This is a genomic window from Actinoplanes sp. NPDC020271, from assembly GCF_044388125.1.
Lineage (GTDB): Bacteria > Actinomycetota > Actinomycetes > Mycobacteriales > Micromonosporaceae > Actinoplanes.
Map to the genome: position 1 here is coordinate 68918 of NZ_JBIRWQ010000010.1, position 24261 is coordinate 93178.

The 24261-nt window shown below is 70.0% G+C and carries 20 protein-coding genes and 1 riboswitch; of the genes, 10 read left to right on the forward strand and 10 right to left on the reverse strand.

Features of this window, described 5'->3' with window-relative positions; translation table 11 throughout:
- Nucleotides 1–221 precede the first annotated feature (221 nt).
- Genes ACH442_RS22775 through ACH442_RS22790 form a run of 4 tightly spaced genes read left to right on the forward strand, consistent with a single transcriptional unit; the run spans nucleotide 222 to nucleotide 2664 of the window.
- A complete protein-coding gene (locus tag ACH442_RS22775; RefSeq protein ID WP_396340090.1) occupies nucleotides 222–350 on the forward strand; it encodes a hypothetical protein in 129 nt (42 codons plus the stop codon).
- The gene (locus tag ACH442_RS22780) at nucleotides 347–1543 is read left to right on the forward strand and encodes a mannosyltransferase family protein (protein ID WP_396340091.1); all 1197 of its coding nucleotides are present in this window, start codon (nucleotides 347–349) and stop codon (nucleotides 1541–1543) included. The genes ACH442_RS22775 and ACH442_RS22780 overlap by 4 nt, the downstream gene beginning before the upstream one ends.
- A 45-nt stretch (nucleotides 1544–1588) precedes the next feature.
- The gene (locus ACH442_RS22785; RefSeq protein ID WP_396340092.1) at nucleotides 1589–2260 is read left to right on the forward strand and encodes a response regulator; all 672 of its coding nucleotides are present in this window, start codon (nucleotides 1589–1591) and stop codon (nucleotides 2258–2260) included.
- Nucleotides 2218–2664, forward strand: a complete 447-nt coding sequence (locus ACH442_RS22790) for a sensor histidine kinase (RefSeq protein ID WP_396340093.1) — start codon at nucleotides 2218–2220, stop codon at nucleotides 2662–2664. Before ACH442_RS22785 ends, ACH442_RS22790 begins: the two co-directional genes overlap by 43 nt.
- A 76-nt stretch (nucleotides 2665–2740) precedes the next feature.
- Here ACH442_RS22790 and ACH442_RS22795 read toward each other — a convergent pair whose 3' ends face one another.
- Nucleotides 2741–3718, reverse strand: a complete 978-nt coding sequence (locus ACH442_RS22795; protein ID WP_396340094.1) for a class I SAM-dependent methyltransferase — start codon at nucleotides 3716–3718, stop codon at nucleotides 2741–2743.
- Nucleotides 3719–3872: 154 nt separating this feature from the next.
- Between ACH442_RS22795 and ACH442_RS22800 the strand changes: the two genes are divergently transcribed.
- Nucleotides 3873–4457, forward strand: coding sequence for a DUF1684 domain-containing protein (locus tag ACH442_RS22800; protein ID WP_396340095.1), 585 nt, complete (start codon nucleotides 3873–3875; stop codon nucleotides 4455–4457).
- Here ACH442_RS22800 and ACH442_RS22805 read toward each other — a convergent pair.
- Nucleotides 4417–5118: an adenosylcobinamide amidohydrolase gene (locus ACH442_RS22805; RefSeq protein ID WP_396340096.1), complete on the reverse strand. Its 702-nt coding sequence runs from the start codon at nucleotides 5116–5118 to the stop codon at nucleotides 4417–4419. The two genes, ACH442_RS22800 and ACH442_RS22805, sit on opposite strands and share 41 nt — an antisense overlap.
- 155 nt (nucleotides 5119–5273) lie before the next feature.
- Between ACH442_RS22805 and ACH442_RS22810 the strand changes: the two genes are divergently transcribed.
- Nucleotides 5274–6245 (forward strand): Acg family FMN-binding oxidoreductase, encoded by a 972-nt coding sequence (locus ACH442_RS22810; RefSeq protein ID WP_396340097.1) that lies wholly within the window; start codon nucleotides 5274–5276, stop codon nucleotides 6243–6245.
- A 398-nt stretch (nucleotides 6246–6643) separates the two neighbouring features.
- On the opposite strand, the gene ACH442_RS22815 is transcribed toward ACH442_RS22810, so the two are convergent.
- A complete protein-coding gene (locus ACH442_RS22815; protein ID WP_396340098.1) occupies nucleotides 6644–8299 on the reverse strand; it encodes a sulfatase-like hydrolase/transferase in 1656 nt (551 codons plus the stop codon).
- Nucleotides 8300–8396: 97 nt separating this feature from the next.
- On the opposite strand from ACH442_RS22815, the gene ACH442_RS22820 reads away from it, so the two are divergent.
- Genes ACH442_RS22820 through ACH442_RS22830 form a run of 3 tightly spaced genes read left to right on the forward strand, consistent with a single transcriptional unit; the run spans nucleotide 8397 to nucleotide 12717 of the window.
- Nucleotides 8397–9017, forward strand: coding sequence for a TetR/AcrR family transcriptional regulator (locus ACH442_RS22820; protein ID WP_396340099.1), 621 nt, complete (start codon nucleotides 8397–8399; stop codon nucleotides 9015–9017).
- A complete protein-coding gene (locus ACH442_RS22825; protein WP_396340100.1) occupies nucleotides 9008–10744 on the forward strand; it encodes an ABC transporter ATP-binding protein in 1737 nt (578 codons plus the stop codon). Before ACH442_RS22820 ends, ACH442_RS22825 begins: the two co-directional genes overlap by 10 nt.
- On the forward strand, nucleotides 10741–12717 hold the full coding sequence (locus tag ACH442_RS22830; protein WP_396340101.1) for an ABC transporter ATP-binding protein: 1977 nt from the start codon (nucleotides 10741–10743) through the stop codon (nucleotides 12715–12717). The genes ACH442_RS22825 and ACH442_RS22830 overlap by 4 nt, the downstream gene beginning before the upstream one ends.
- A gap of 68 nt (nucleotides 12718–12785) precedes the next feature.
- Here ACH442_RS22830 and ACH442_RS22835 read toward each other — a convergent pair whose 3' ends face one another.
- Nucleotides 12786–16409, reverse strand: coding sequence for a Calx-beta domain-containing protein (locus ACH442_RS22835; protein ID WP_396340102.1), 3624 nt, complete (start codon nucleotides 16407–16409; stop codon nucleotides 12786–12788).
- A 96-nt stretch (nucleotides 16410–16505) separates the two neighbouring features.
- Nucleotides 16506–16584, reverse strand: a riboswitch (cyclic di-GMP riboswitch).
- A gap of 558 nt (nucleotides 16585–17142) precedes the next feature.
- Here ACH442_RS22835 and phoA point away from each other — a divergent pair.
- The gene (gene phoA, locus ACH442_RS22840) at nucleotides 17143–18489 is read left to right on the forward strand and encodes an alkaline phosphatase (protein ID WP_396340103.1); all 1347 of its coding nucleotides are present in this window, start codon (nucleotides 17143–17145) and stop codon (nucleotides 18487–18489) included.
- A 229-nt stretch (nucleotides 18490–18718) separates the two neighbouring features.
- Here the strand turns inward: phoA and ACH442_RS22845 are convergent, their stop codons facing one another.
- From ACH442_RS22845 to ACH442_RS22870, 6 genes are all read right to left on the reverse strand, one after another.
- Nucleotides 18719–19336, reverse strand: coding sequence for a response regulator (locus ACH442_RS22845; RefSeq protein ID WP_396340104.1), 618 nt, complete (start codon nucleotides 19334–19336; stop codon nucleotides 18719–18721).
- A complete protein-coding gene (locus ACH442_RS22850) occupies nucleotides 19333–20469 on the reverse strand; it encodes a sensor histidine kinase (protein ID WP_396340105.1) in 1137 nt (378 codons plus the stop codon). Before ACH442_RS22850 ends, ACH442_RS22845 begins: the two co-directional genes overlap by 4 nt.
- Nucleotides 20466–21260, reverse strand: a complete 795-nt coding sequence (locus ACH442_RS22855; protein ID WP_396340106.1) for an ABC transporter permease — start codon at nucleotides 21258–21260, stop codon at nucleotides 20466–20468. The genes ACH442_RS22850 and ACH442_RS22855 overlap by 4 nt, the downstream gene beginning before the upstream one ends.
- On the reverse strand, nucleotides 21257–22093 hold the full coding sequence (locus ACH442_RS22860) for an ABC transporter ATP-binding protein (RefSeq protein ID WP_396340107.1): 837 nt from the start codon (nucleotides 22091–22093) through the stop codon (nucleotides 21257–21259). The genes ACH442_RS22855 and ACH442_RS22860 overlap by 4 nt, the downstream gene beginning before the upstream one ends.
- A 253-nt stretch (nucleotides 22094–22346) precedes the next feature.
- The gene (locus tag ACH442_RS22865) at nucleotides 22347–23108 is read right to left on the reverse strand and encodes an ABC transporter permease (RefSeq protein ID WP_396340108.1); all 762 of its coding nucleotides are present in this window, start codon (nucleotides 23106–23108) and stop codon (nucleotides 22347–22349) included.
- Nucleotides 23105–24025: an ABC transporter ATP-binding protein gene (locus tag ACH442_RS22870; protein WP_396340109.1), complete on the reverse strand. Its 921-nt coding sequence runs from the start codon at nucleotides 24023–24025 to the stop codon at nucleotides 23105–23107. The genes ACH442_RS22865 and ACH442_RS22870 overlap by 4 nt, the downstream gene beginning before the upstream one ends.
- Nucleotides 24026–24261: the final 236 nt, after the last annotated feature.

The window sequence follows — 24261 nt, forward strand, 5'->3', positions numbered from 1 at the left end:
GGGCAGTTCGGGGCCGTACCCGGCGGGGGGGGGGGGGGGGGCGGGGGCCCGGGGGGCCGGGGGGGGGGGGGGGGGGGGCCCCGGCGCCCCCGGGGGGGGCCCCCCCGGGGGGGGGGGGGGCCGCGACACCCTGGTCCGTGCCCCACTGTCCGCTTTTATCCAGGCCTTATGCCCGGCTGATCAACGTGTGTTCCCGTGAACGTCACCAAGGGATGCAGCAGATGAGCGTCGAGGCCATGCCGGAGTCGTCAGTGGTGGTGCCGGTCTTCGACCCGAGGGAGGTGCTGCCGTTCGCGGGGCGGATGCGACCCGTGCTCGACGGACTCGGCCGGGCCGGGGTGCCGTCGTGATCGTCTCTCCCGGCCCCGTCGCCGGGCTCAGCGCCCCGCGGCCGGCGGCGCCCGGCCGTCCGTGGCGGCCGGCGATGCTGGCGGCTCTCGCGGTGTGGTCGACCTCGCTGGGGGTTCACCTCATGGTCGGCGCGCTCGCCTGGTTGACCTTTCGGGGTCGTGGCCCGGCGCCCGATCTGTGGTCGATCGCTCTCGGCTGGAACGGCTGGGACGCGATGCACTACGTGACCATCGCGGCGAGCGGCTACCACCTGGGGCCGGGATACCCGGCCTTCTTCCCGCTGTTCCCGATGCTGATCCACGTCGTGAACCCGATTCTGCCCGGCGACGGCGTGGTCAGCGCCCTGGTGCTGGCCAACGCGGCCGCATTCGGCGCCCTGGCTCTGCTGTACCGGCTCGCCGAGCTCGAGCTGGGTGCCGGGATCGCCCGGCGCGCCGCCTGGTACCTGGCGGTCTTCCCGACGGGGTTCTTCCTGTTCATCGGATACAACGAGTCACTTTTCCTGCTGCTGATCGTGGGCTCCTTGTATGCCGCACGCCGCGAGAACTGGTGGCTGGCGGGGATGCTGGGTGCGTTGTCGTCGGCCACCCGGTTGTTCGGTGTCCTGCTGGTCATCCCGCTGGCGGTCGAGTACCTGCGCCAGGTCGGGTGGCGGCCGCACCGGGTCCGGCCGGATGTGCTGGCGCTGACGGTGGTGCCGCTCGGGCTCGTCGGCTACAGCCTCTACTGCCTGGTTGACCTGGGTAGCCCGCTGCAGTTCAGCATCGCCCAGGACCAGTGGGGGCGGCGGTACACCTTCCCGGGCATGGCGTGGGTGACCTCGGTACGGCAGATCGCCGGGCATGGGCTGCTCGACAAGGGCGCGCTCGCGGCGATGCTGGACGCCGGAACGGTATTGGTCGCGGTGGTGCTGTTGATCCTGTGCGTGCGAGGCCCGTTCCGGCTCCGCCGGGATCAGATGTACCTGGTCGTCCAGGGCGGGGTCGGCCTGATCATGCTGATGTCGACCGAGGTCGCCGGGCGCTCCATGCAGTCGGCCGCGCGGTACGCGATGGAGGCCGTGGCGATCTTCCTGGTGCTGGGCCGGATAGGCGCCAATCAGGTGGTCGACCGGGTGGTTCTGGTGATCGGCGCGTCTCTGCACGCCGTCCTCCTGGTGGTGTTCATGTCCGGTTCCTTCCTGGTCGCCTGACCATCCTTATCCGCGCCTTACCTCGGGCCTGGCAGCATGACCCGCGTGCGAGTTCTGGTGGCGGACGACGAGCGGCTGCTGGCTGACACGATCGCCGTCGGCCTGCGGCGGGCGGCCATGGCGGTCGACGTCGCCTACGAGGGTGGGCAGGCCATCGAGAAGATCCAGGTCAACCGGTACGACGTCGCGGTGCTCGACCGGGACATGCCCGGCGGCACCGGCGACGACGTCTGCCGCTGGATCCTCGCGCACGGCAGCGGCCCCCGGGTGCTGCTGCTCACCGCGGCCTGCGGCATCTACGACCGCGTCGAAGGGCTCGGTCTCGGCGCGGACGACTACCTGACCAAGCCGTTCGCCTTCGCCGAACTGGTCGCCCGGGTGCATGCGCTGGCCCGGCGCACGGCCCCGGCGCTGCCGCCGGTCCTGGAACGCGACGGCATCGTGCTGGACGTGGCGACCCGCTCGGCGACCCGGGACGGCCGGCCACTCGCGCTGACACACAAGGAGTTCGGCGTGCTGCACACGCTGATGCGCGCCCAGGGGCAGGCAGTCACCACCGAGGACCTGCTCGAGCAGGTCTGGGACGAGCACGCCGACCCGTTCACCAACGTCGTCCGGGTGACCGTCTCGACGCTGCGGCGCAAACGCAGAGCCTCGACCGGATCACCGCCGGCGTGGTCGAGGCACATGCCCGGTTCGCCGCCGACGCCGACGTGAAGCTCAGTGTCGACGCCGGCCCCTACGAGGTCGTCGGTGACGGCGTGCTGCTGGAGCGCCTCGTCCGCAATCTGGTGCACAACGCCGTCAAGTACAACCGGCCCGGCGGTACGGTCGGTGTCCGGGTCGGTACGTCCGGCGTCGCACTGACCGTGGAGAACACCGGCCCGGTGATCCCGCCGCCCGAGGTGGGCAGGCTGTTCGAGCCGTTCACCCGGCTCGCCACCGGACGCATCGATCACAGCGGCGGCAGCGGCCTGGGCCTGACGATCGCCCGCTCGATCGTGCGGGCTCACGGCGGCACGATCGCCGCGGTCTCGCTGCTCGACGGCGGCTTGAGCGTGACCGTCGACTTGCCCACGAGCAGCGACACCGTCAAGGCCGGCCGCACCCGGGAACGGTAGCCGCGCTCGGGGTGACCCCATCGATCACGGCCGGCGTCCCGGTAGGTCGTGGCGGCCACCACCGGCCGTGGCGTCGCTAAAGGCGCCTCGCGAGAGCCAGGAAACGATCATCCCCGTCCTCGTACGAGGTCAGCATCCACCCGGTGTCGGCGAGCAGTGGCGCCAAGCGGCCCTCACCGAGCGCCTCGTCGGGTCGCAGGGTCCGCCCGTGCCGGGTCGCGAGCGCCGCCCGCCCCACCGGGTGGAACATCGCCAGGGTCCCGCCGGCACGGGTCACCCGGGCCAGCTCGGTCAGCCCCGCGACAGGATCGGGCAGGTGATTGATCAGGCCGGCCGCGAAGATCACGTCGACCGTGGCCGCCCCGATCGGCAGCCGGCGCGCGTCGCCGACGACCAGGGTCGCCGCGCCGTTCCGCCCCGCCCGGCACGCCTCGGCCAGCATGTCCGGGGTGCAGTCGAGACCGATCACCCGCCCGGACGGCCCGGTCGCCCCGGCCAGCGCCGGCAGGGCCCGGCCGGTGCCGCAGCCGACGTCGAGAACCGTGTCGCCGGGACGCACGCCGGCCTCGCGCACCGCCTTGGCGTACGCGGGAAGGTCGTCCCCGAACGTGCGGTCCCAGTTCGCGGCACGAGCGGTGAAGAACGCGCGGCTCTCCGACAGATACCACCGATCCGGGTCGGCCAGCGACGGGTGCACGTGCCGGATCACCGGCCAGCCCGGATCCCGGTGATCGATCACCACCTGAGCCCGCCGCTCGCCGTCACCGGCGGTGAACCGGTTCCGCGGGCCGCCGCGCAGATAGACCAGGATCTGATCGGTGGCCGGCTCCAGCACGTTGAGCGCCGAGTCGAACCCGCCCGGGGCCGGGCCGGTCAGCCCCAGCACCGCGTCGATGCTCCACGCCCGGGAACTCGGCGGGAAAGCGGCCGCGAGCCGGGCCGCGAAGTCGGCGGCCGCGCCCGGGCCACCGCCGTCGACGATCACGGTGAGCGGCGCACGCGGGGCCAGGACCTCGGCCAGCAGGGCGGTGACTTCGCTAATCCGTTCCGGCACGCCACCCAGGATGCAGCCCAGGTGTGAGTTGTGTCTAATGATGCGCTGTGCCTGATGGCCTCGCCTTCGGCTCGGCGGCATCTCGCCCCTTCGGGTCGATGGCGGGAGAAATGCGCTTCTGGTTGCGGTGGGACCTCGGGCTAGCGTTTGCGGGATGGAGTCACTGGAACTGGCTGATTTTCGGGCCGCGGTCGCGCGTAACTACCTGGAAGCGGCTGATCTGTCGGATTTCCGCGCGCGGCGGGACGCGCTCTTCGCGAGCCACGCGCAGTCGCCGATCCCGGTCGAGGAGCGGCCCGGGTTCACCGGCCTGCGGTACTACCCCGCGAACGAGGCGGCGATCGTCGACGTGCCGGTGCGCCCGGCCGAGGGCGAGCTGACGATCGACACCGGCGGGCCCGACGGGGTGGTGCGGTACACCCGGGCGGGGATCCTGGAGACGCCGTTCGGCGAGCTCACGCTCTGGTGGATCGCGGCCTACGGCGGCGGCCTGTTCCTGCCGGTCCGCGACGGGACGTGCGGCTCCTCGACGTACGGGGGTGGCCGCTACCTGACCGACACGGTCAAGGGCACCCACGGGCGGGGCGTCGCATGGCTGGGCTCGGCGCGGGTGCGTCTGGACTTCAACTACCTCTACAACCCCAGCTGCGCGTACGACCCGCGGTGGGCGTGCCCGCTCGCCCCACCGGAGAACCGGATCACGGCTGCGCTGGAGGCCGGGGAGAAGACGTACCACTGATCCGGGCGGACCAGGATCGGCCGGTGGCGAGGTTGGTGGCGCCGCCGGAACGGACGGCGGTGAAGACGGCCCGGGACATCGGGGCGCCCCAGTGGGAGCGGGGACCGCCGTAGGCCGCCGGTTCGCCCGTGGCCGGGCAGAGGACGCAGATCGCGTCGGTCGCCGTGCCGGTGGCGGTCAGGCCCAGCTCGGCCAGGGCCTGCACCTTCGCCTCCGTAGCGGTCGCGACCGTGTTGATCAAAGCGCCGGCGGAGAGGTGCTGGGGGATCCAGACGACGATGTTGATCGTGCCGGGGTGGTGGGCGAAACCGGTCACGCCCGGTTCGGCGGCGCGGATCGGGGCACCCAGGCCGACCGTGGCGTAGACGTGCACCCCGTCCTCGCTGGCCGACACCACGTCGTGCACGTCCACCCCGGTGAGCAGGCCGATCCCGAGGCCGGTGAGGTGGAGCCGACCGGCCAGCTCGGTCAGGTGCGCCGCCGGGTCAGGACGGGCGTAGGACATCGGCACACTCGCGTTGATCAGCCACTCGCGCGGGCCGACGCCACCGCCCAGGACCGCGGTGGACGCCGCCAGCACCGGCTCCGGGAAGCGCCACAGCAGCAGCGGCGCCTCCGCGCCGTCCTCCCGGCGGTGGGTCAGCGATGGTTCGGCGAACATGGGCACCCGCTCTCGGATCGAAGGGTCGGCCCTGAGAATTCTGCCGCCGGTCACCGATCGGATCCGGTCATCCGGGTCACGCCGGTAGCGGACAACGCCACGAGTTGGGACCTTTGGCCTTAGCCGGGCCCGGTCCTGGTGGTAACGATTGACCTATGAGCGAGGTCAAGCAGGCACTGGCGCAAGCGGCGGACGCGGCTCGATTCGCCCCGTCGATCCACAACACGCAGCCGTGGCGGTGGGTGGTCCGCGGTGATCGGCTGGAACTGTTCGCGGTCGGCGAGCGACAGCTGCAGGCGCAGGACCCGGACGCCCGGATGTTGCTCGTCAGCTGCGGCGCGGCGCTGCACCACGCGCAGGTCGCGCTCGACGCCGAAGGGTGGGGCTACACCGTCGAACGGTCCGGGTCGCTGACGCCGGACGAGCCGCTCGCGGTGATCACCGCCGGGGACCGCCGGGCGGCCGAGCCGGAAGCGACCCGCCACCTGCAGATGCTCCAGGTGCGGCGCACCGACCGGCGGACGGTCCGGGACGAGACGGTCCCCGAGACGGTGCTCGACGAACTGGTGAAAGCGGCCGAGCAGTTCGGCGCGCGGCTGCACCTGCTGCGCCGGGACCAGGTGCTCGACCTGGCCGTCGCGGTGGAGCGGGCACAGTCGGCGGAAGCGGCCGACGACCGGGCCCGGGCCGAGCTGGCGGGCTGGGTCGGCGGCGAACGGCCGGACGGCACCGGCATCCCGTCGTCCGCGCTGCCCGAGGAAGTGCCGCTGACCACCGTCGCCGAACGTGACTTCCAGACGCCCGGGACGGTTCCGGCCGGCGGTGGGCACGACCGTTTCGCGACGTACGCGGTTCTGTACGGCACCGGGGACGCCGCGCCGGACTGGCTGCGGGCCGGGGAGTCGCTGAGCCGGCTGTGGCTGGCGGCCACCGAGCACGCGGTGAGTGTGCTGCCGTTCAGCGGGCCGGTCGAGGTGCCGTTCACGCGGGAGGCGCTGACCCGGATGCTCGGCGGGACGGGCGTGCCGTACCTGGCGATCCGGTTCGGGCTGCAGGATGCGGCGCAGGCCGCTCCCCCGCACACCCCGCGCCTCCCCGCCACCCAGATCATCACCGTCACCGACTGACGCCGGCGGCGCCCGCCGGCTGGGGCACAGCCGTCCGACCCAGCCGGCCTCGCGAGCGCCCCACGCGCGGTCACCGGCACACCAGCCCCAGCCGCGACCCGCTCCGGCCGCTCGGGGAGCGGCGGCGACGGGACCGGTGCCGGGGCGGGAGCCGTGGACGGGTCTGTTGCCCTGACCGCGACCACCCACGGACGTCGCCCTTGTGGGCCTCGCGTTCAGGGCCGGCCACGGCCCTGCGAGGCCCGCAAGGGTCCCCGCGGGAGCGACGGTCCGGACCACAGCGGAGACGGGACCTGAAGAATTTGATCTTGATGTGAGACGAACCGGCCGGTCACGCTGCCCGCGTGGCCGGCCGGTTCGGGGCGGAGAGGAAACGTCTTCCCGAGGATCGGAAACGGTCAGTGGGGGTCGCCCTCGGGGCCGAAGGCAGTCAGGAAGCGGTCACGGAAGGTGTTCATCGGCCAGACCGGGGCGTTCGGGGCGGGCTTGACGCTGCTGGTCCAGCCCCATGACGCGATGCGGTCGAAGACCTTGGGGTCCTTGGCGACGATGGTGATCGGGACGTCGTGGGTGGCGTTCTGGCCGACGACGACCGAGGCGGGCTGATGGTCGCCGAGGAAGACCATGACCAGGTTGTCGTCACCGTAGGTGGTGGCCCAGCTGATCAGGCTGTCGACCGAGTAGGCGATCGAGCGGGCATATTCGGTCCTGATCTTCGAGTCGTCCTTCCAGACCGTCTTCGGGTCGGTGGTCCTGGCCTGCGGGCCGTAGACGCTGCCGTCGCCGAGCTGGTCCCAGTCGAGCCTGGTCGGCACCGGCGCCCACGGGGTGTGGCTGGAGGTCAGGGTGATCTCGGCGAGGAGCGGGCCACGGCCGGGCTTGCTGTACTCGAACTTCTGGAATTGCGACAAGGCGTACTGATCGGGCATCGGGGACCAGCTGAACTGCGGGCCGTGGTAGTTGAGCGCGGCCTTGTCGTAGACCTGGTCGTAGCCGTAGAACTGACCCTCCGGCCAGGCGTAGATGACGCCCGGCTCGACCCCGACCGTGCGGTATCCGGCGGTCTTGAACGTCCTGGTCAGCGTCAGCCGGTCGGTTGCCATCAGGCTGCGGTACCGCGACTCGTTGTTGACCCACATCCCGGACAGGAACGTCGAGTGGGCCAGCCAGCTGCCGCCGCCGGCCGTGGACGAGGTGAGGAAGCCGCTGCGGGCGGCGAACCCGACCTTGGCCAGCTTCTGATCACCGTCGGCGAGGGCGGTCAGCACCGAGCCGTTGAACGCCGGGTTCTCCACCGCGTCCCGGCCGTAGCTCTCGATGAACGAGACGACGACGTCCTTGCCGCGTAGCGCGGTGAGCAACTGATCAGCCGGGCGGTCCCGGTATGCGTCGTCGAGTACTTCTTGTGTGAACTTGCGCTTGTCGGCAAGGTCCTTGGGCAGTGCCAGCGCCGTGTCCTGGGCGAGGTCGGCGGCGGCGTGCGAGGCGACCGGGATGCCGCCGATCAGCTGCGTGCCGGCGAAGAAGAGCGCGGCCCAGGCCGCCGCGGCGGTGCCGAGCCCGCTCCACGCGAGGCGGCGGTGGCCGACGGCGACCGTGGTCAGGCGCGTCATCGCCCAGGTCATGCCGGCGATGAGCAGGACGGCGAGCAGGATCACCCCGGCCGCGACACCGGCCGCGCCGGCCTTGCCGATCGAGTCGCCGAGGAAGTGGTAACCGTCGTCGAAGAGCGTCCAGTCCAGGACCGGGTCGAACCGGCGGGCCAGCACCCAGAAGAAGCCGATGTCGACGAGCTTGACCACGGTGAGCGCACCGAGCAGCAGGCCGAGGCCGGCGGCGAGCCAGCCGCGCCACTTCCGCGGTGTGACCAGCAGAACCGCGCCGGCGATCAGGCCCTCGGCGGGAATCCGCGCGAGTGCGGTGTACCAGTGGTTGCCCGGGGGCAGCCGGGTGATCTGGTCCGGCAGGATCAGCGCGAGGAAGACGAGGACTGCGGCGAAACCCGTGGTCACCTGGCGGATGACCCGGCGGTGCGGCTTGCTTGGTTGGCTCACATCATCTTGATACGCCCCCATCCGGTTTCCGGTTCGACGCGGGCCCCATGACAAAAGTCAGTGGATGAGTGAGTGCTCGCTCATTAGGCTGTGCGCCGTGGAGAACAGACGCAGACGACAACCGGCCCTCGCGCCGGATGAGCGGCGGGCCGCGTTGATCGCGGCGACCATCCCGCTGCTGCACGAGCACGGTGTCGAGGTGAGCACCCGGCAGATCGCGCACGCCGCCGGGGTCGCCGAGGGCACCATCTTCGGCGTCTTCCAGAACAAGAACGAGCTGGTGGTCTGCTCGGTGGTCAAGGCGCTCGACCCGCAGCCGACGCTCGACGCGCTGGCCGCCATCGACCCCGCCGACGACCTGCGGAGCCGGCTGCTGCGGGCGGCCGAGATCGTGCACTCCCGGTTCGCCGAGAACGCGAGCCTGATGCACTCCGCCCGCCGCCTGATCATCACCGGCGAGAGCAGCCCGGAGGCCCGCGAGCGGATGACCTCCACGCGCGGGCAGCTGATGACCGCGGTGACCGCGGTGCTCGAGCCGGACGCGGCCCGGCTGCGGGTCTCGCCGGCCAAGGCGGCCCGCCTGCTCCTGCTCTACTGCGGCGCGAACACGTTCGGGCCGTTCGGCGACAGCGAGCAGTTCAGTGGCGCGGAGCTCGCGTCGCTGCTGCTCGACGGCATCCTGACATCCGATTCGGGGGAGCAAGCGAAGTGCTCATGAAACTGCTTCGCGTGCACCTGCGGCCGTACTGGAACACGATCGGCCTGATCGTGCTCTTCCAGTTCCTGCAGACGCTCGCGACGCTCTACCTACCGACGTTGAACGCCGACATCATCGACAAGGGCGTCATCACCGGCGACACCGGCTACGTGATGCGGGTCGGCGGCTGGATGCTCGGCATCACCGTGCTGCAGATCGCGGCGCAGATCGTGGCGGTGTACTTCGGCGCGCGGACGGCCATGGCGGTCGGCCGGGACGTGCGCGAGTCGATCTTCGACCGCGTGCAGACGTTCTCGGCCCGCGAGGTCGGTCAGTTCGGCGCGCCGTCGCTGATCACCCGGACCACCAACGACGTGCAGCAGATCCAGATGCTGGTGCTGCTCACGTTCACGCTGATGGTCTCGGCGCCGATCATGTGCGTCGGCGGCATCGTGCTGGCGCTGCGGCAGGACGTGCCGCTCTCCTCGCTGCTGCTGGTGATCATCCCGATCCTGATCGGCGTGGTCGCGCTGATCATCACCCGGATGCGCCCGCTCTTCCGCAGCCTGCAGGTCAAACTGGACCGGGTCAACCAGGTGATGCGCGAGCAGATCACCGGCATCCGGGTGATCCGGGCGTTCGTCCGCGACGAGCGGGAGCAGGCGCGCTACGAGGTCGCCAACGACGACCTGACCCAGGTCTCGCTGAAGGCCGGCAAGATCATGGCGCTGATGTTCCCGACCGTGATGCTGATCGTGAACCTGTCCAGCATCGCCGTGCTCTGGTTCGGCGGGCACCGGATCGACAGCGGCCACATGCAGGTCGGCGCGCTGACCGCGTTCCTCAGCTACCTGATGCAGATCCTGATGTCGATCATGATGGCCACCTTCATGTTCATCATGATCCCGCGGGCCGAGGTCTGTGCCGAGCGCATCCAGGAAGTGACCGGGACCGACACCTCGGTGACGCCGCCTGCGGCGCCGATCACCGAGGTGACCAGGCACGGCGAGTTGGAACTCAAGGCGGTCAGCTTCCGCTATCCCGGGGCTGAGGCCGCGGTGCTTTCCGATGTACGTCTTGTCGCCCGGCCCCGGGAGGTGACGGCGATCATCGGGTCCACCGGCAGCGGCAAGACCACCCTGCTCAACCTGATCCCCCGGCTCTTCGACGTGAGCGAGGGCGAAGTGCTGGTCGACGGCGTGGACGTCCGCCGGCTCGACCTGGATCTGTTGTCCCGGCTGGTCGGGATCGTGCCGCAGCGGCCGTACCTGTTCACCGGCACGGTCGCGACCAACCTGCGCTACGGCAACCCGGACGCCACCGACGACGAGCTCTGGGAAGCCCTGGAGATCGCCCAGGCCAAGGGCTTCGTCGAGGCGATGGAGGGGCAGCTCGACGCCCCGATCGCGCAGGGCGGGACGAACGTCTCCGGCGGTCAGCGGCAGCGGCTGGCCATCGCCCGCACGCTGGTGCACCGGCCCGAGATCTACCTGTTCGACGACTCGTTCTCGGCGCTGGACTACGCCACCGACGCGGCACTGCGGGCCGCCCTCACCGAGTACATCGCGGACGCGACCGTGGTGATCGTGGCCCAGCGGGTCAGCACGATCCGGGACGCCGACCGGATCGTCGTGCTCGACGACGGCAAGGTCGTCGGCACGGGCACTCATGAGGAGCTCATGGACGGCAATCCGACGTACCGGGAAATTGTTCTTTCTCAGCTCACGGAGCAGGAGGCCGCCGCATGACCGCGCCCAACCGGCCGCCCGCGCGGCCCATGGGCGGCCCGCCGGCCGCCCGGATGATGATGGGAGCCGGCGGCCCGCCGGAGAAACTGCAGGACTTCAAGGGTTCCACCAAGCGGCTGCTCGGCATGCTCAAACCGCAACGGGCGCTGGTCGGGCTGGTGCTGATCTTCGGCATAGCGTCGGTCTTCCTGTCCGTGCTCGGCCCGCGGCTGCTCGGTCACGCCACCGACGTCATCTTCGACGGTGTCGTCGGCAAGAAACTGGGTGCGTCGCTGCCGCCCGGCACCACCAAGGAACAGGCCGTCGAACTGCTGCGCCAGCACGGCGACACGAAGACGGCCGACCTGCTCTCCGGGATGAACGACGTGATCCCCGGCCAGGGCATCGACTTCGACCGGCTGATGCACGTGCTGGCCGGGGTGGTCGTCGTCTACCTGTTCGCCTGGGTGTTCGGCGTGCTCCAGGGCCGGATCACCGCGCGGGTCGTGCAGACCGCCGTCTTCGACCTGCGCAACCAGGTGGAGGCGAAGCTGTCCCGGCTGCCGCTGTCGTACTTCGACAAGCAGGCGCGCGGCGAGGTGCTGAGCCGGGCCACCAACGACACCGACAACATCGCGCAGACCCTGCAGCAGACGTTCGCCCAGCTCATCACCGCACTGCTGACGGTTGTGGGCGTACTGGGAATGATGTTCTGGATCTCTCCGCTCCTCGCGTTGATCGCCCTGGTCACCATTCCGGTCTCGTTCTTCCTGACCAAGGCCATCGGCAAACGGGCGCAGCCGCAGTTCGTCGCCCAGTGGAAGACGACCGGCCAGCTCAACGGGCACATCGAGGAGATGTTCACCGGGCACTCGCTGGTCAAGGTGTTCGGCCGGCAAGGCGAGGCCTCAGAAACCTTCCGGGAGCACAACGACAAGCTGTTCGCGTCCAGCTTCCGCGCACAGTTCATCTCCGGCCTGATCCAGCCGGCCATGATGTTCATCAGCAACGTGAACTACGTGCTGGTCGCGGTCGTCGGTGGCCTGCGGGTGGCGTCCGGCACCCTGTCTCTCGGCGACGTGCAGGCGTTCATCCAGTACTCGCGGCAGTTCAGCCAGCCACTGACCCAGGTGGCCAGCATGGCGAACCTGGTGCAGTCCGGGGTGGCCTCGGCCGAGCGGGTGTTCGCGCTGCTCGACGCGCCCGAGCAGACCCCGGACCCGGCACCGGTCGACCTCCCCCGGGTCGAAGGGCGCGTCGCGTTCGAGAACGTGTCGTTCCGCTACACGCCGGACAAGCCGCTGATCGAGAACCTGTCGCTCACCGTCGAACCCGGACAGACCGTCGCCATCGTCGGACCCACCGGCGCCGGCAAGACGACGCTGGTCAACCTGCTGATGCGGTTCTACGACGTGACCGGTGGGCGGATCACGCTCGACGGCGTCGACATCGCGTCGATGCCCCGGGAACAGCTGCGGGAACAGATCGGGATGGTGCTCCAGGACACGTGGCTGTTCGGGGGGACGATCGCGGAGAACCTGGCGTACGGGGCGGATTCCCACGACCAGGAGGCAGTGGTCCGCGCCGCCGAAGCCGCACACGTCGACGGGTTCGTGCGGATGCTCGCCGAAGGCTACGACACCAAGATCGACGAGGAGGGGTCGAACGTCAGCGCCGGTCAGAAACAGCTGATCACCATCGCGCGGGCGTTCCTGGCCGAGCCCAGCATCCTGATCCTCGACGAAGCCACCAGCTCCGTCGACACCCGGACCGAAGTGCTGATCCAGCGGGCCATGAACACGCTGCGGACCGGGCGGACCAGCTTCGTCATCGCCCACCGGCTCTCCACCATCCGCGACGCGGACCTGATCCTCGTCATGGAGAACGGGACCATCGTGGAACAAGGGACGCACGATCAGCTGATCGAGGCGGACGGGGCGTATGCGCGGTTGTACTCGGCGCAGTTCGCCCAGGCCGTCGCCGAAGTGGACTGACCTCCTCCGGGACAAGGCGACGGGGGCGGCCTCACGGCCGCCCCCGTCTTCTTCGGGTCAGATGATGCTTACTTGATGGTGATGGTCTTCGTGGCCGAGTAGCCGGCGTTGATGCCCATGCCGGTGTTGCCGGAGACCAGGGCGCGCAGCGTCAGCTTCGTACCCGACTTGAAGCTCCAGGTGCCCTTGTAGCCGCTGGAGGTCGTCTTGCCGGACGCGACCGTCACCCACTTGCTGCCACTCTTGCGCTGGATGGTGACCGTCTGGCCGGCAGCCTTCGGGTTACCACCCACCATGGCGACGAGCTTGCCCTTGGTCGTGGACACCGCCAGCGACGGAGCCTGGGTCAGCTTGACCGTCCGGACCGACGTGGTGCCGGCGTCGGTCGCGGCGTAGAACGCCCAACCCGTGCTGACCGACCGCGTGAAGCGGTACATGCCGTCGGGGCCGGCCTTGACCGAACCGAGCTTCTTCAGGTCCTTCTTGTCGGTCTCGGGCAGCGCCGCGCCGAACAGCCAGACCTCGGCGCCCGGAGCCGCCTTGCCGGAGAGGACGACCGAGCCGGAGCCGGCCGCCGGGCCGGTCACCATCAGCGACGGCACCACCGGAGGCGTCATGTCGTCCGACTTGATCGTGACGGTGGCGTCCCCACTGATCACGCTGGCACCCTGCGGGCCGACTGCGCCGAGCCGGACCGAGAAGACCTCGTCGGGCTCCATGTCACGGTCGTTGATCAGCGGAACCTTGATGGTCCCGGTCATCGTGCCCGGCGGGATGGTCAGGACGCCCTTGGTCAGCTGGTAGTCCTTGCCGACCTTGGCCGTGCCGTCCGCGGTGTAGTACGGGATCGTCACGTTCTGGACCGTCGAGGTCGCGCTGCCGGTGAAGGCAAGCGTGACCGGGACCTCGGCCCACCCGTCCTTCTCGTTGGCCATGACGTCGTTGATGGTCACCGCCGGCGGCGTGTCCGTCGGGTCGTCCGCGATCTTGGCAGTTCCCGACGACGGCGCGAAGCCGCTCGGCGGGCTGGAGATCTCGCTGGCCGTGATGTCGATCGTCTCGGTCGGCTCGTTGATCGCGTCGTCGAGCACGGTGATGACCGGCGGCGTGTATCCACCCGCAGCCGCGGCGAAGTTGCCGGCCTTGTTGAGCGCGCCCGACTCGCCCGGCGCGACGTTGATGTCCGTGGTGGCCACGCTGTCCGGAACCGTGTAGTCGGCGTTCAGGGTGGCCGGGTTGGAGGCGCCCCCGCCGACACTGAAGCCGATGTGGTAGCGGTACTGCGAGGTGCCGACGATGGTGCCGGTCACCGGGATCGAACCACCCTCGGTGGCCGTGCCCAGCGCGAAGGTGAGCTTCGGCATCGCGTCGTCGTTGGCGACGGTCACCTTCGCGACGCTCTGCGTCGTGTCCAACGAGGTGGTCACGTTGGCAGCGCTGCCCGAGGTGGGGGCCAAGGTGACGTTGAACGTCTCGTCGTGCTCGTAGACCGTGTCGCCGTTGATCGGGACGTCGAAGTAACCGACGGTATCGCCGGCCTTGATCGTCGCGGTGGTGGCCGTCGGTGTGCTGAAGTCGTTCAGACCCAGCTCCAACGTACCACCGGTACCGGCGCTGCCGGACGGCGTGAAGCTGGCGTCGAACGAGACGTCGACCGCAGCGGGCCCGCTGAGCTTGACCGGAACCCGGGCAAGGGTCGTACCGGAGTCGCCCTCCTGCACCTTGATGTCCGAGGTGGTCCAGGTCGGCGGCAGGTCGTCGTCGTGGATGGTGAAGGTCTGCTCACCGAGCGAGGCATCGTCGACCACACCGGACGAACTGGTCACGACGAGCTTGAACGTCTCGTCGGGCTCGGCGTTCGTGTCTCCGATGATGGTGACCGGGATGGTCACGTCCTTGGTCGAGTCGGCCGGCACCGTGACCGTGCCGCTCTTGCCGATGAAGTCCGTGCCGTTCTTCGCGGTCCCGTCGGCGAAGCTGTAGTTCAGCGTGGCCGGCAGCGGCGAGGTGGTGGAGAACCGGACGTAGATCTTCTTGTCGGCCTGACCGGTGTTGCCCTCGGGGTAGGTCCGGCCGGCCACGTCGCCCGCACCCATCGAGGTGTTGGAGTACGTCAGCGCCTTGCCCGAGCCGGTGTCGGTGACCGTGCCGGTGGCGGTGGCCTTGGTGCCGAGCGTGGAAGTCGCGCCGCTGACCGGCTCACTGATCGTGACCTTGACGCCCTCCGGACCCTCGAACGTGGGCACGCCGCCCGGACTCGGGTTCGTCGTGGTCACCAGCGACAGGTTGGTGGTGGTGGCGTACTTCGCGATCATCACCGGCTGCGCCGTGGCCGGCGCGACAACATCGGTCGTGTCGGTCGACCCGTGGTTGTCGCTCGCCGTCACGGTGGCCGCGCCGACGGCCCCGTTCTGGGTGTCGCCGGTCGTCAGGTAGTTGAGCGTGACGCCCTTCTCCGACGGGTTGGTCACCGACAGCGGGAAGATCAGGCGGTTGCCCTCGACGACCGAGCCCGCGTCACCGATGGTGGCGACCGGCGTGGCGTCGTCGTCCTTGATGCCGATCTTCACCGAACTCTGGGCGGAGACGACCGCGCCGCCGAGCGTCGGGCGGCCGGCGTCCTTCTTGACGAGGAAGTACTGGGTGTCCGTCTCATCCGAGTTGTCATCCCAGAGCATCACGGTCGCCGTACCGGACGTCGCGTTCGCCGGGATGGTGATCGCCGCGTCGGCTCCCAGCGCGGTGTAGTCCCGGTTCACGCCGCCTTCGGAGGTCGCCATGTTCCCGGCGTAGTTGTCGCCCGCGTAGTCGGCCGTCTGGATCGGAATGGTGACGTCGTGCGGCTCCGGGTTCGTCGAGGTCGCGGTGATCGTCACCGCCTTCTGGGTCCCGCCGGCCGCTGTCTCCGCGACCGTCGTCGCGCCGCCCAGGACGATGTCATTGGTCGCGTCGGTCTGCCAGATCGTCCCAGTCCCGGTCGCCATGCCGGCCGGACCCGCGGCGTACAGCTCAAACGTCTCGTCGGCGTCACCGTCAGCAGTCGTGTCGACCGTCACCATGATGGTGTTGGTCCCACCGGCGGCCGTGCCGGGGAAGGTGTAGCTGGCGACACTCGGCGTCGCGCTGAAGTCCGTTCCCTTGACCGCCGTGCGGCTCAAGTTCTCGGCATGCCCAGCCGTACCGAAGTTCACCGCCCCCGACGACGTGGTCCCGGTATAGGTCACCGCGAAGCTGGCGGTTCCCCCTTCCCAGACACCGGCGGGAGCAACGGTGATATTGCTGGCCTTCGGATCGACGATCGTCGCCGTCGCGGTGGTCGAGTCGGACCCGGCCGTGGCGACCAGCTGGAATGTCTCGTAGCCCTCGCCCGCGGTGTCCGCAACCGTAGGGACGGTCACCACGATGGAGCCGGAACCAGAGAAAGCGTAGTCAGCGTTATTAGTGCCGGAGCCGCCCGGGACAGTCGGCAAGGTGGTGAAGTCGGTTCCGGTAGTCGCCGTGACGCCGTTCGTGGTGAAGGTGATGGTGCTCGACGGACCCGGGCCGGCATAGGTCACCGTGAAGCTGGCCGTTCCCCCTTCGTTGACGACGGGAGAGCTGATGCTGAGGCCTGTGATGGGGGCGGCGAGGGCCGGTGACGCGATGAACGTCGCGGGGACCAGGGCCACCGCCGACACCGCGACAGACGTCATAACTTGCCGGATTCGTTTACGTCCCCAGAATGTGAACGGCACTCGCTCGTGCGGCGCCGCTTGGATGGGTCGATGACGCATTCTCTTCCTGTCTCCTTCGGCGGCTGGGCAACCTCCAGCGGGGAGGTCCCTGGCTTTGCGTCCTCGTCACCCGACGAGGTTGCCTGTTCGGGTACCGCACCTTGGGGCGGTCGGGGCGCCGGTTGACCCGGCCCTCAGCAGCGCAAACACCGGACCGAAGGTCCTGGTGAGGCGGAGCCACCCGTAATTTAACCGGCATATCGGATTGTTTTCGGCGGAACGCGTATTTCGGGCGCAAGAACCTTCACGACGGAAAGGCGCCTCGCGCCACCTCGACGGGCGGGAAGCGGAAGGCCCGGGCGGGAGCCGGGCGACAAGCCGGGGCCGGACACCGGCGGATCGGTCCAGTCGCCGACGAGCCTGGCCCGCAGCGGCGACGGAACTCGGTCCCGCAGGCGCTCCCGTCCGATCACCGGCCACGGGCGTGAGGTCGAGAGCGAACCCGGATAAGCGCGTTGAGCTGCGGTTACGCGCCACCTGGCATTGAGTATGGCGGTCCTGGTAAGGACATATCCGGCTATTCGCGGTTTCCTGTGCCCATCGATGATCCGTCAGTTCCTGTTGACCGGCTGAGAACCTGCGGGACACTTGCCGTCAGCCCTCACCTGATGCCGTGTTGCGGGAAAGTCAACACATCAGGGAGTAGGCAACTATGCATATCCGAGGCCGGGCAGCGCTCGCCGCCGCCGCCGTCGCGATCGTGGCCGTCCCTTCCATGGCCATGGCCGGTGACTCGCACCCGGACAAGACCCGGGCCGCCGAGCACGCCATTCAGGGCGGCACCGCGCGCAACGTCATCCTGCTGATCGGGGACGGCATGGGCGACAGCGAGATCACCATCGCCCGCAACTACCAGGTCGGCGCGAACGGCCGCCTGGCGATGGACACGCTGCCGCTGACCGGGGCGTACACCACCTACGCGGTGCAGAAGGCGAACCCGGCACTGCCCGAGTACGTGACCGACTCGGCCGCGTCCGGCACCGGCTGGGCGACCGGCCACAAGACGTACAACGGCGCGATCTCGGTGCTGCCCGACGGCAAGCCGATGCCGACGATCCTGGAGCTGGCGAAGAAGGCCGGTTACCGGACCGGTGACGTGACCACCGCCGAGCTGCAGGACGCGACCCCGGCTGTGCTCGGCTCGCACGTCGTCGACCGTGGCTGCAAGGGGCCGCAGTCGATGAGCGCGTGCGCCGTCAACGACAAGGTCAACGGCGGCACCGGTTCGATCGCCGAGCAGCTCGTGCAGACCCGCCCGGACGTCCTGCTCGGCGGCGGCAAGGTCTTCTTCGACCAGACCGTCCAGGCCGGCGGCTTCAAGGGCAAGACCGTGACCGATCAGGCGAAGGCGGCCGGCTACCAGGTCGTCACCGACGCCGCCGGGCTGGCCAAGGCCTCCGGGAAGGCGCCGATCCTGGGCGCGTTCGCCCCGAACAACATGGACCTCGAGTGGGTCGGCCCGACCCCGACCAAGACCGGCACCGCCCCGGCCAAGTGCGCGACCAACACCGCCCGCACCGCCGCCCAGCCGCACCTGGTCGACATGGCCACCAAGGCCCTCGACGTTCTGGACCAGCAGTCCAAGCACTCCAAGAAGGGCTTCTTCCTGCAGATCGAGGGCGCCTCGATCGACAAGCAGGATCACGCCGCGAACCCGTGCGGCCAGATCGGTGAGACCGTCGCCTTCGACGCCGCGGTCAAGAAGGCCCTCGACTACCAGCGCACCCACCGCGACACGCTGGTCGTCGTCACCGCCGACCACGGCCACACCAGCCAGATCGTCGAGGCCGCCACGCTCGGCTACACCGCCACGCTGATCACGCACGACAACGCCACCATGACGATCAGCTACGCCACCTCCGAGATCACCGGCTCGCAGCAGCACACCGGCACCGAGGTCCGCATCGCCGCCGGTGGCCCGCAGGCCGCCAACGTCCTCGGCGTCACCAACCAGACCGACCTCTTCTACACGATGCGCCGCGCCCTCGGCATCCGCTGACGCCACCGCACCGCGTGAGGGCCGGGCCTGTCCCGGCCCTCACGTCATTCGACGATCAAATTCTTCATTGCCCATCTCCGCTGTGGTCCGGACCGTCGCTCCCGCGGGGACCCTTGCGGGCCTCGCAGGGCCGTGGCCGGCCCAGAACGCGAAACCCGCCAGGGCGACCTCCGTGGGTGGGCACGGTCAGAGCAGAAAACCCCGACGCCGGCCTCGCCGACCGGGGCGGTCAGAGGAGTTCGTGGCGCATGGCGGTGGTGACGGCGGCGGTGCGGTCGGCGACGTCCAGCTTGTTGAACACGCGCAGGAGGTGGGTTTTCACGGTCGCCTCCGAGATGAACAGGCGCTTGCCGATCTCCGCGTTGGTCAGCCCCGCCGCCACGAGCCGCAGCACCTCGGTCTCGCGTGCGGACAACGCCGGCGGGGCGGGGCTGCGCACCTGCCGGACCAGTGTGGACGCCACGCTGGGGGCGAGCACCGTCTCGCCGCGGGCGGCGGCTCGTACGGCGTCGGCCAGTTCGGCCGGGGACGCGTCCTTGAGCAGGTAGCCACTGGCGCCGGCTTCGATCGCGCGCAGGATGTCACGGTCCGACTCGTAGGTGGTCAGGACCATCACCTTGACGTCCCGGGCCGCGGCCAGGATCCGCCCGGTCGCCTCCACCCCGTCACCACCGGGCATGCGCAGGTCCATCAGCACGATGTCGGGCCGTTCCCGCAGGGCGATCTCGGTGCCCTCGGCTCCGTCGGACGCCTCGCCGATCACGGTCAGGTCGGGTTCGGCGTCGAGCATGCCGCGCAACCCCATCCGTACCACCGGATGGTCGTCGACGAGCAGGATCCGGATCACGAGGGGACCTCCAGTTCGATCGTGGTGCCGGTCTCCGGGTCGCTGCGCACGGTCAGCGTGCCGCCCACCTGCTCGGCCCGCTGGCGCATGCCGGACAGCCCGAACCCACCCGGCCCGGCCGGGTCGAACCCGCACCCGTCGTCGCGCACGACCACCCGCACCGACGCCGGAGAATACGCGAGCAGCACCGCCACCTCGTTCGCGTGAGCGTGCCGGCGCACGTTCGTCAGCGCCTCCTGGGTCGCCCGGAGCAGCACCACCTCGACGGGCGTCGGCAGGTCACGCGGGTCACCGGTGACCCGGAACCCGGCCGCGACACCGGTTTCCTCGGTGAAGCGGGACGCTTGGCGGCGTACCGAATCGAGAAGTCCCGAAGCCAGAGCGGAGGGTGAGAGGGCAGCGATGATGGCGCGGCTCTCGGCCAGGTTCTCCTTCGCGGTGCGGACCGCGAGCGCCAGGCGTTCGTCGCGCAGCGCCGGGTCGGACGCCTGGATCAGCGTGATGATGCTGGTGAAGCCCTGCGCCAGGGTGTCGTGGATCTCGCCGGCGAGGCGGGTGCGCTCGGCGGTGACGCCGGCCTCGTGGGAGAGCCGGGCCACCTCGGCGCGGCTGGCCTCGAGCTCGGCGATCAGATTCGCGCGTTCGGTGCTCTGCTGGACCACCCGGATGATCCACAGCCCGAGCCAGATCCCGGCCGCCGCGGAGATCGCCGAGATCACCAGGTCGTGTTTCCAGTCACCCTGCCCGCTCACCAGGTCGACCGCCGTCGGAACCATCGTGACCAGCACGACCGCACCGATCGCGACACGTGTCGGGGCGAGCTGGAAGATCAGCGGGATGACCGCGAACAGCAGCCAGGAGGCCAGCGGCACGACCGACGCGGCCACCACGAAGAGCGTGACCTGCACGGCCAGCACAGTGACCGAAAGCGGACCGTCCGAGCCACGGGCCTCCCGCCAGCCGATCGTGGCGTGCAGGACGATCATCGCGCCGATCGCGCCGATCGCGATCCACTCGAGCACCGGCGTCTGGTCGGAGGAGAGGACCGCGACCGCGTTGGCCGTCGCGATCGCGAAGAAGTAGACGTCCCACCAGCGCGAATACGAAACGTGGACGGCGGCCGAGTCGGTCATCGGTCCTTTTCGCTCCATCGGAAGGTCGCCAGGCACAGCACCAATCCGATCACACACCACGCGCCGAGCACCAACGCCGTCCGGCCGAGCTCCCAGGACCCGGCGGCTTCCATCGATTTCATGCTGTCCGGGAGGAAGACGTACCGGAAGCCCTGGCCCATCCACTTGACAGGGAAGAACGACGCCACGGTGATCAGCCACGACGGCAGCTGGGTGATCGGGTGGATGAAGATCCCGGAGATGAACTGCAACGCCACCACCGGCACGTTCAGGATCGCGCCGGCGCTGCGGGCGTGCCGGACGATCGCGCTGACCGCGACGCCGAGCAGCGAGCAGGCGATCACCGAGAGGATCATCAGCCAGGCGAAGGTGAGCCAGTGGCTCGCGTCCGGCAACGGGTTGTCGAAGACGAGCGTGCCGACCGCGATGAGCAGGGCCGCCTCGGCGATGCTCAAGGTCAGGACCAGGATCAACTTCCCCATCAGGTACGACGTGACAGGCAACGGCGTCCCGCGGAGGCGTTTGAGCGTGCCGTCCTCACGGTCCATCGCCAGCCCCGAGCCCATCGTCACGAAACCGGTGGTCAGAACGCCGTAGGCGAGCATGCTGGCCGCATAGACCTGGGCCGCGCTGACCCCGGTCTGGTCGTAGGAGTCCCCGAAGATCGTCCCGAACAGCAGCAGGAGCATCGCCGGGAACAGGAACGTGAAGACCAGCGCCGTGCGGTCCCGGAAGAACTGCAGCACCTCGATCCGGCCGCGGCTCACACTCATGGTCGTGGTGGCGGTCATCGCTGCGCTCCGATCAGGGTCAGGTACACGTCTTCGAGGGTGGGCCGGGTGACGGTCAGGGTCCGCAGGTCGGTGCCGTCCGTGGCGAGTTTGCGGATCAGTTCGCTCGGGTCGGCCGGCTGCTCGGTACGGGTGTGCCCGTTCTCCTGCCAGGAGACCTTGGAGCCGGCCGCGGCCCGCCCGCCGAGCGTCGCCGGGGTGCCCTCGGCCACGATCCGCCCGTCGGCCAGCACCGCGAGCCGGTCGGCGAGCGCCTCGGCCTCGTCCAGGTAGTGCGTGGTCAGCAGGATCGTGGTGCCCTCGCCGGCCAGGGCCCGGATCAGGTCCCAGAACTGGCGCCGCGCCTCCGGGTCGAACCCGGTCGTCGGCTCGTCCAGGAAGAGCAGCTCGGGCCGCCCGACGATGCCGAGCGCCACGTCGACCCGGCGCCGCTGGCCGCCGGAGAGCGTGCGGATCTTGGCGTTCCGTTTGGCGGTCAGCCCGACCAGCTCGACGACCTCGTCCACTGCCCGCGGCTCGGGGTAGAACCCGCCGACGTGCCGGACCATCTCGGCCACGGTCAGGTCGGCCGCGTCGTCGGCGTCCTGCAGCACGATCCCGATCCGGGAGCGCCAGGCCTGCCCGGCCGCACCCGGGTCCTCGCCGAGCACCCGGACGTCCCCGCCGTCACGCCGCCGGTGTCCTTCCAGGATCTCGACGCTCGTGGTCTTGCCCGCGCCGTTCGGCCCGAGCAGCGCGAAGATCTCCCCGCGGGCGACGGTCAGGTCGATCCCGCTTACCGCTTCCTTGTTCCTGTATGTCTTGCGAAGTGCGGTTACCTCGATGGCTTCCATACCGGGAATCGTGCCGCCCGGGCCGGGCGGGGCGGGACGACCGCGCGACCGTCACCGGTTGTCCACCGATCGGTGGACACCGCACGGCCACGGCCGCGTGTTACACCGTCGCCCAGCGGCCACATGTCAGTCAGCGCCCACATGTCACTCAGCGGCTGCGTGTCGCTCGGCCGCCGTGTCGCTCGGTGGCCGCCGTGTAACTCAGTGGCTGCCGTGTAACTCAGTGGCTGCCGTGTAACTCAGCGGCCGGGTGTCACTCCCAGCGGAACTTGCGGGCGGCGATGCCCAGCCAGACGACCGCCCATGTGCCGAGGGCCAGCCAGATCGACAGTGGAATGCTCGTCCCGTTCATCAGCGTGTCCCGCAGCGCCTGCGCGTGCGCGGCCAGCGGCAGCAGGAACCAGCCGGCCGTGCCCAGATCCGGCGCGGCGAACATGATCCCGCCGACCGAGAGCATCAGCACGTAGATGAGGGTGGCCGCGCCGGTCGTCGTCTCCGGCTTCAGCACGCTGGCCAGCAGTAGGGCCAGCCCGCTGTAGCCCGCCGCGGCGAGCACGGTCACCCCGGCCGCGGGCAGGATGTCACCGAACTGCGGACGCCACCCGACGAGCACGCCGACCAGCCCCAGGAACAGCACCTGGAACACGATCTGGACCAGGATCGCCGTGGTCTTGGCGAGCAGCAGCCCGGGCCGGGTCAGCGGGGAGGCGCCGAGGCGTTTGAGGACGCCGTAGCTCCGCTCGTAACCCGTGGTGATGGCCTGGCCGGTGAACGCGGTCGACATCACGGTCAGCGCGAGCACGCCTGGGACGACGAAACCCAGCCGGTCGTCGGTCGGCAGGTTCGTCACGTGGGTCAGGCCGGCGCCGAGCAGGACCAGCAGCGGAACGCCCATGGCCAGCACCACGGCCTCGCCGCGGCGCGCGGTGAGCAGCAGCTCCATCCGGATCTGCTTGCCGATGACGGTGCGCATCGGCGCGCGCCCGGGTGCCGGGGCGAAGGTTCCGGCGCTCATTTGGTGGCTCCTACGGCAGTGCTGTGCTGGCGGGTCAGGGAAAGGTAGACGTCCTCGAGGGTGCGGCGGCGGCTGCTCACCGCGGTGACGTGCGCATCCGCGGAGGCGAACCAGGCCAGCACGTCGGCCAGGGCGTGCGTGTCCAGGGCGCCGGTGATCGCATATTCCCCCGGGGAGGTCTCGGTGACCTCGTGCCGGGCCTTGAGCGCGGCCAGGTCCAGCCCCGGGTCGGCGCGGACCTCGAGCAGGTCGATGCCGGCCGCCGCGGTCAGCTCGGCCGGCGTGCCGGTCGCCGCCACCTCGCCGGACCGCATGATCACCACGTCGTCGGCCAGACGCTCGGCCTCGTCGAGCAGGTGTGTGGTGAGCAGCACGGAGACGCCGTCGGCGCGCAGCTCCTCGATCAGCTGCCAGGTGGTGTGCCGGGCCTCGGTGTCCATGCCGGCGGTCGGCTCGTCCAGGAAGACCAGCTCGGGGCGGCCGACCAGGGCGACCGCGAGGCTCAGGCGCTGCTGCTCGCCACCGGAGAGGCGCCGGAACCGGGTCTTCTCCACCTTCCGCAGGCCGAGCCGGTCGAGCAGCATGTCGGTGTCGAGCGGGTTCGCGGCGAACGAGGCGAACAGGCGCAGGATCTCCCCCGCGGCGGCCCACGGGTAGACGCCACCGGACTGCAGCATGATGCCCAGGCGCGGCATCAGCGCGTCGTGCTCGGCGACCGGGTCCATGCCGAGGATGCGGGCCGTGCCGGAATCCGGCTCGCGGAACCCCTCACAGACCTGGAGCAGGCTGGTCTTGCCGGCGCCGTTGTGCCCGAGCAGGGCGAGCACCCGCCCGCGCGGGGCGCACAGCGACACCCCTTTGACGGCTGTGGTGTCGCCGTAACGCACCACGACGTCTCGTACCTCAACCGCGGCCACGTCGCCACCCACCATGAGCTCCGCCCATCCGATCCGCCTCCGGCCACGATACGGCGGGGTGTGCGGGGGCCCGCCCGGGGCAGCCCCGCGGATGGCTTCCCTCACTCGTCATCGTGCTCACCTCCTCGACGTCCGCCACCGAGTCTTCTCCGCCCGGAGCGCCACCGCCCCCTACCGGAGAACCCCCTCCCCGTACTTTCGGCCGGTTGCCCCCGGTCCGCGGGCCGGCGGTTTCG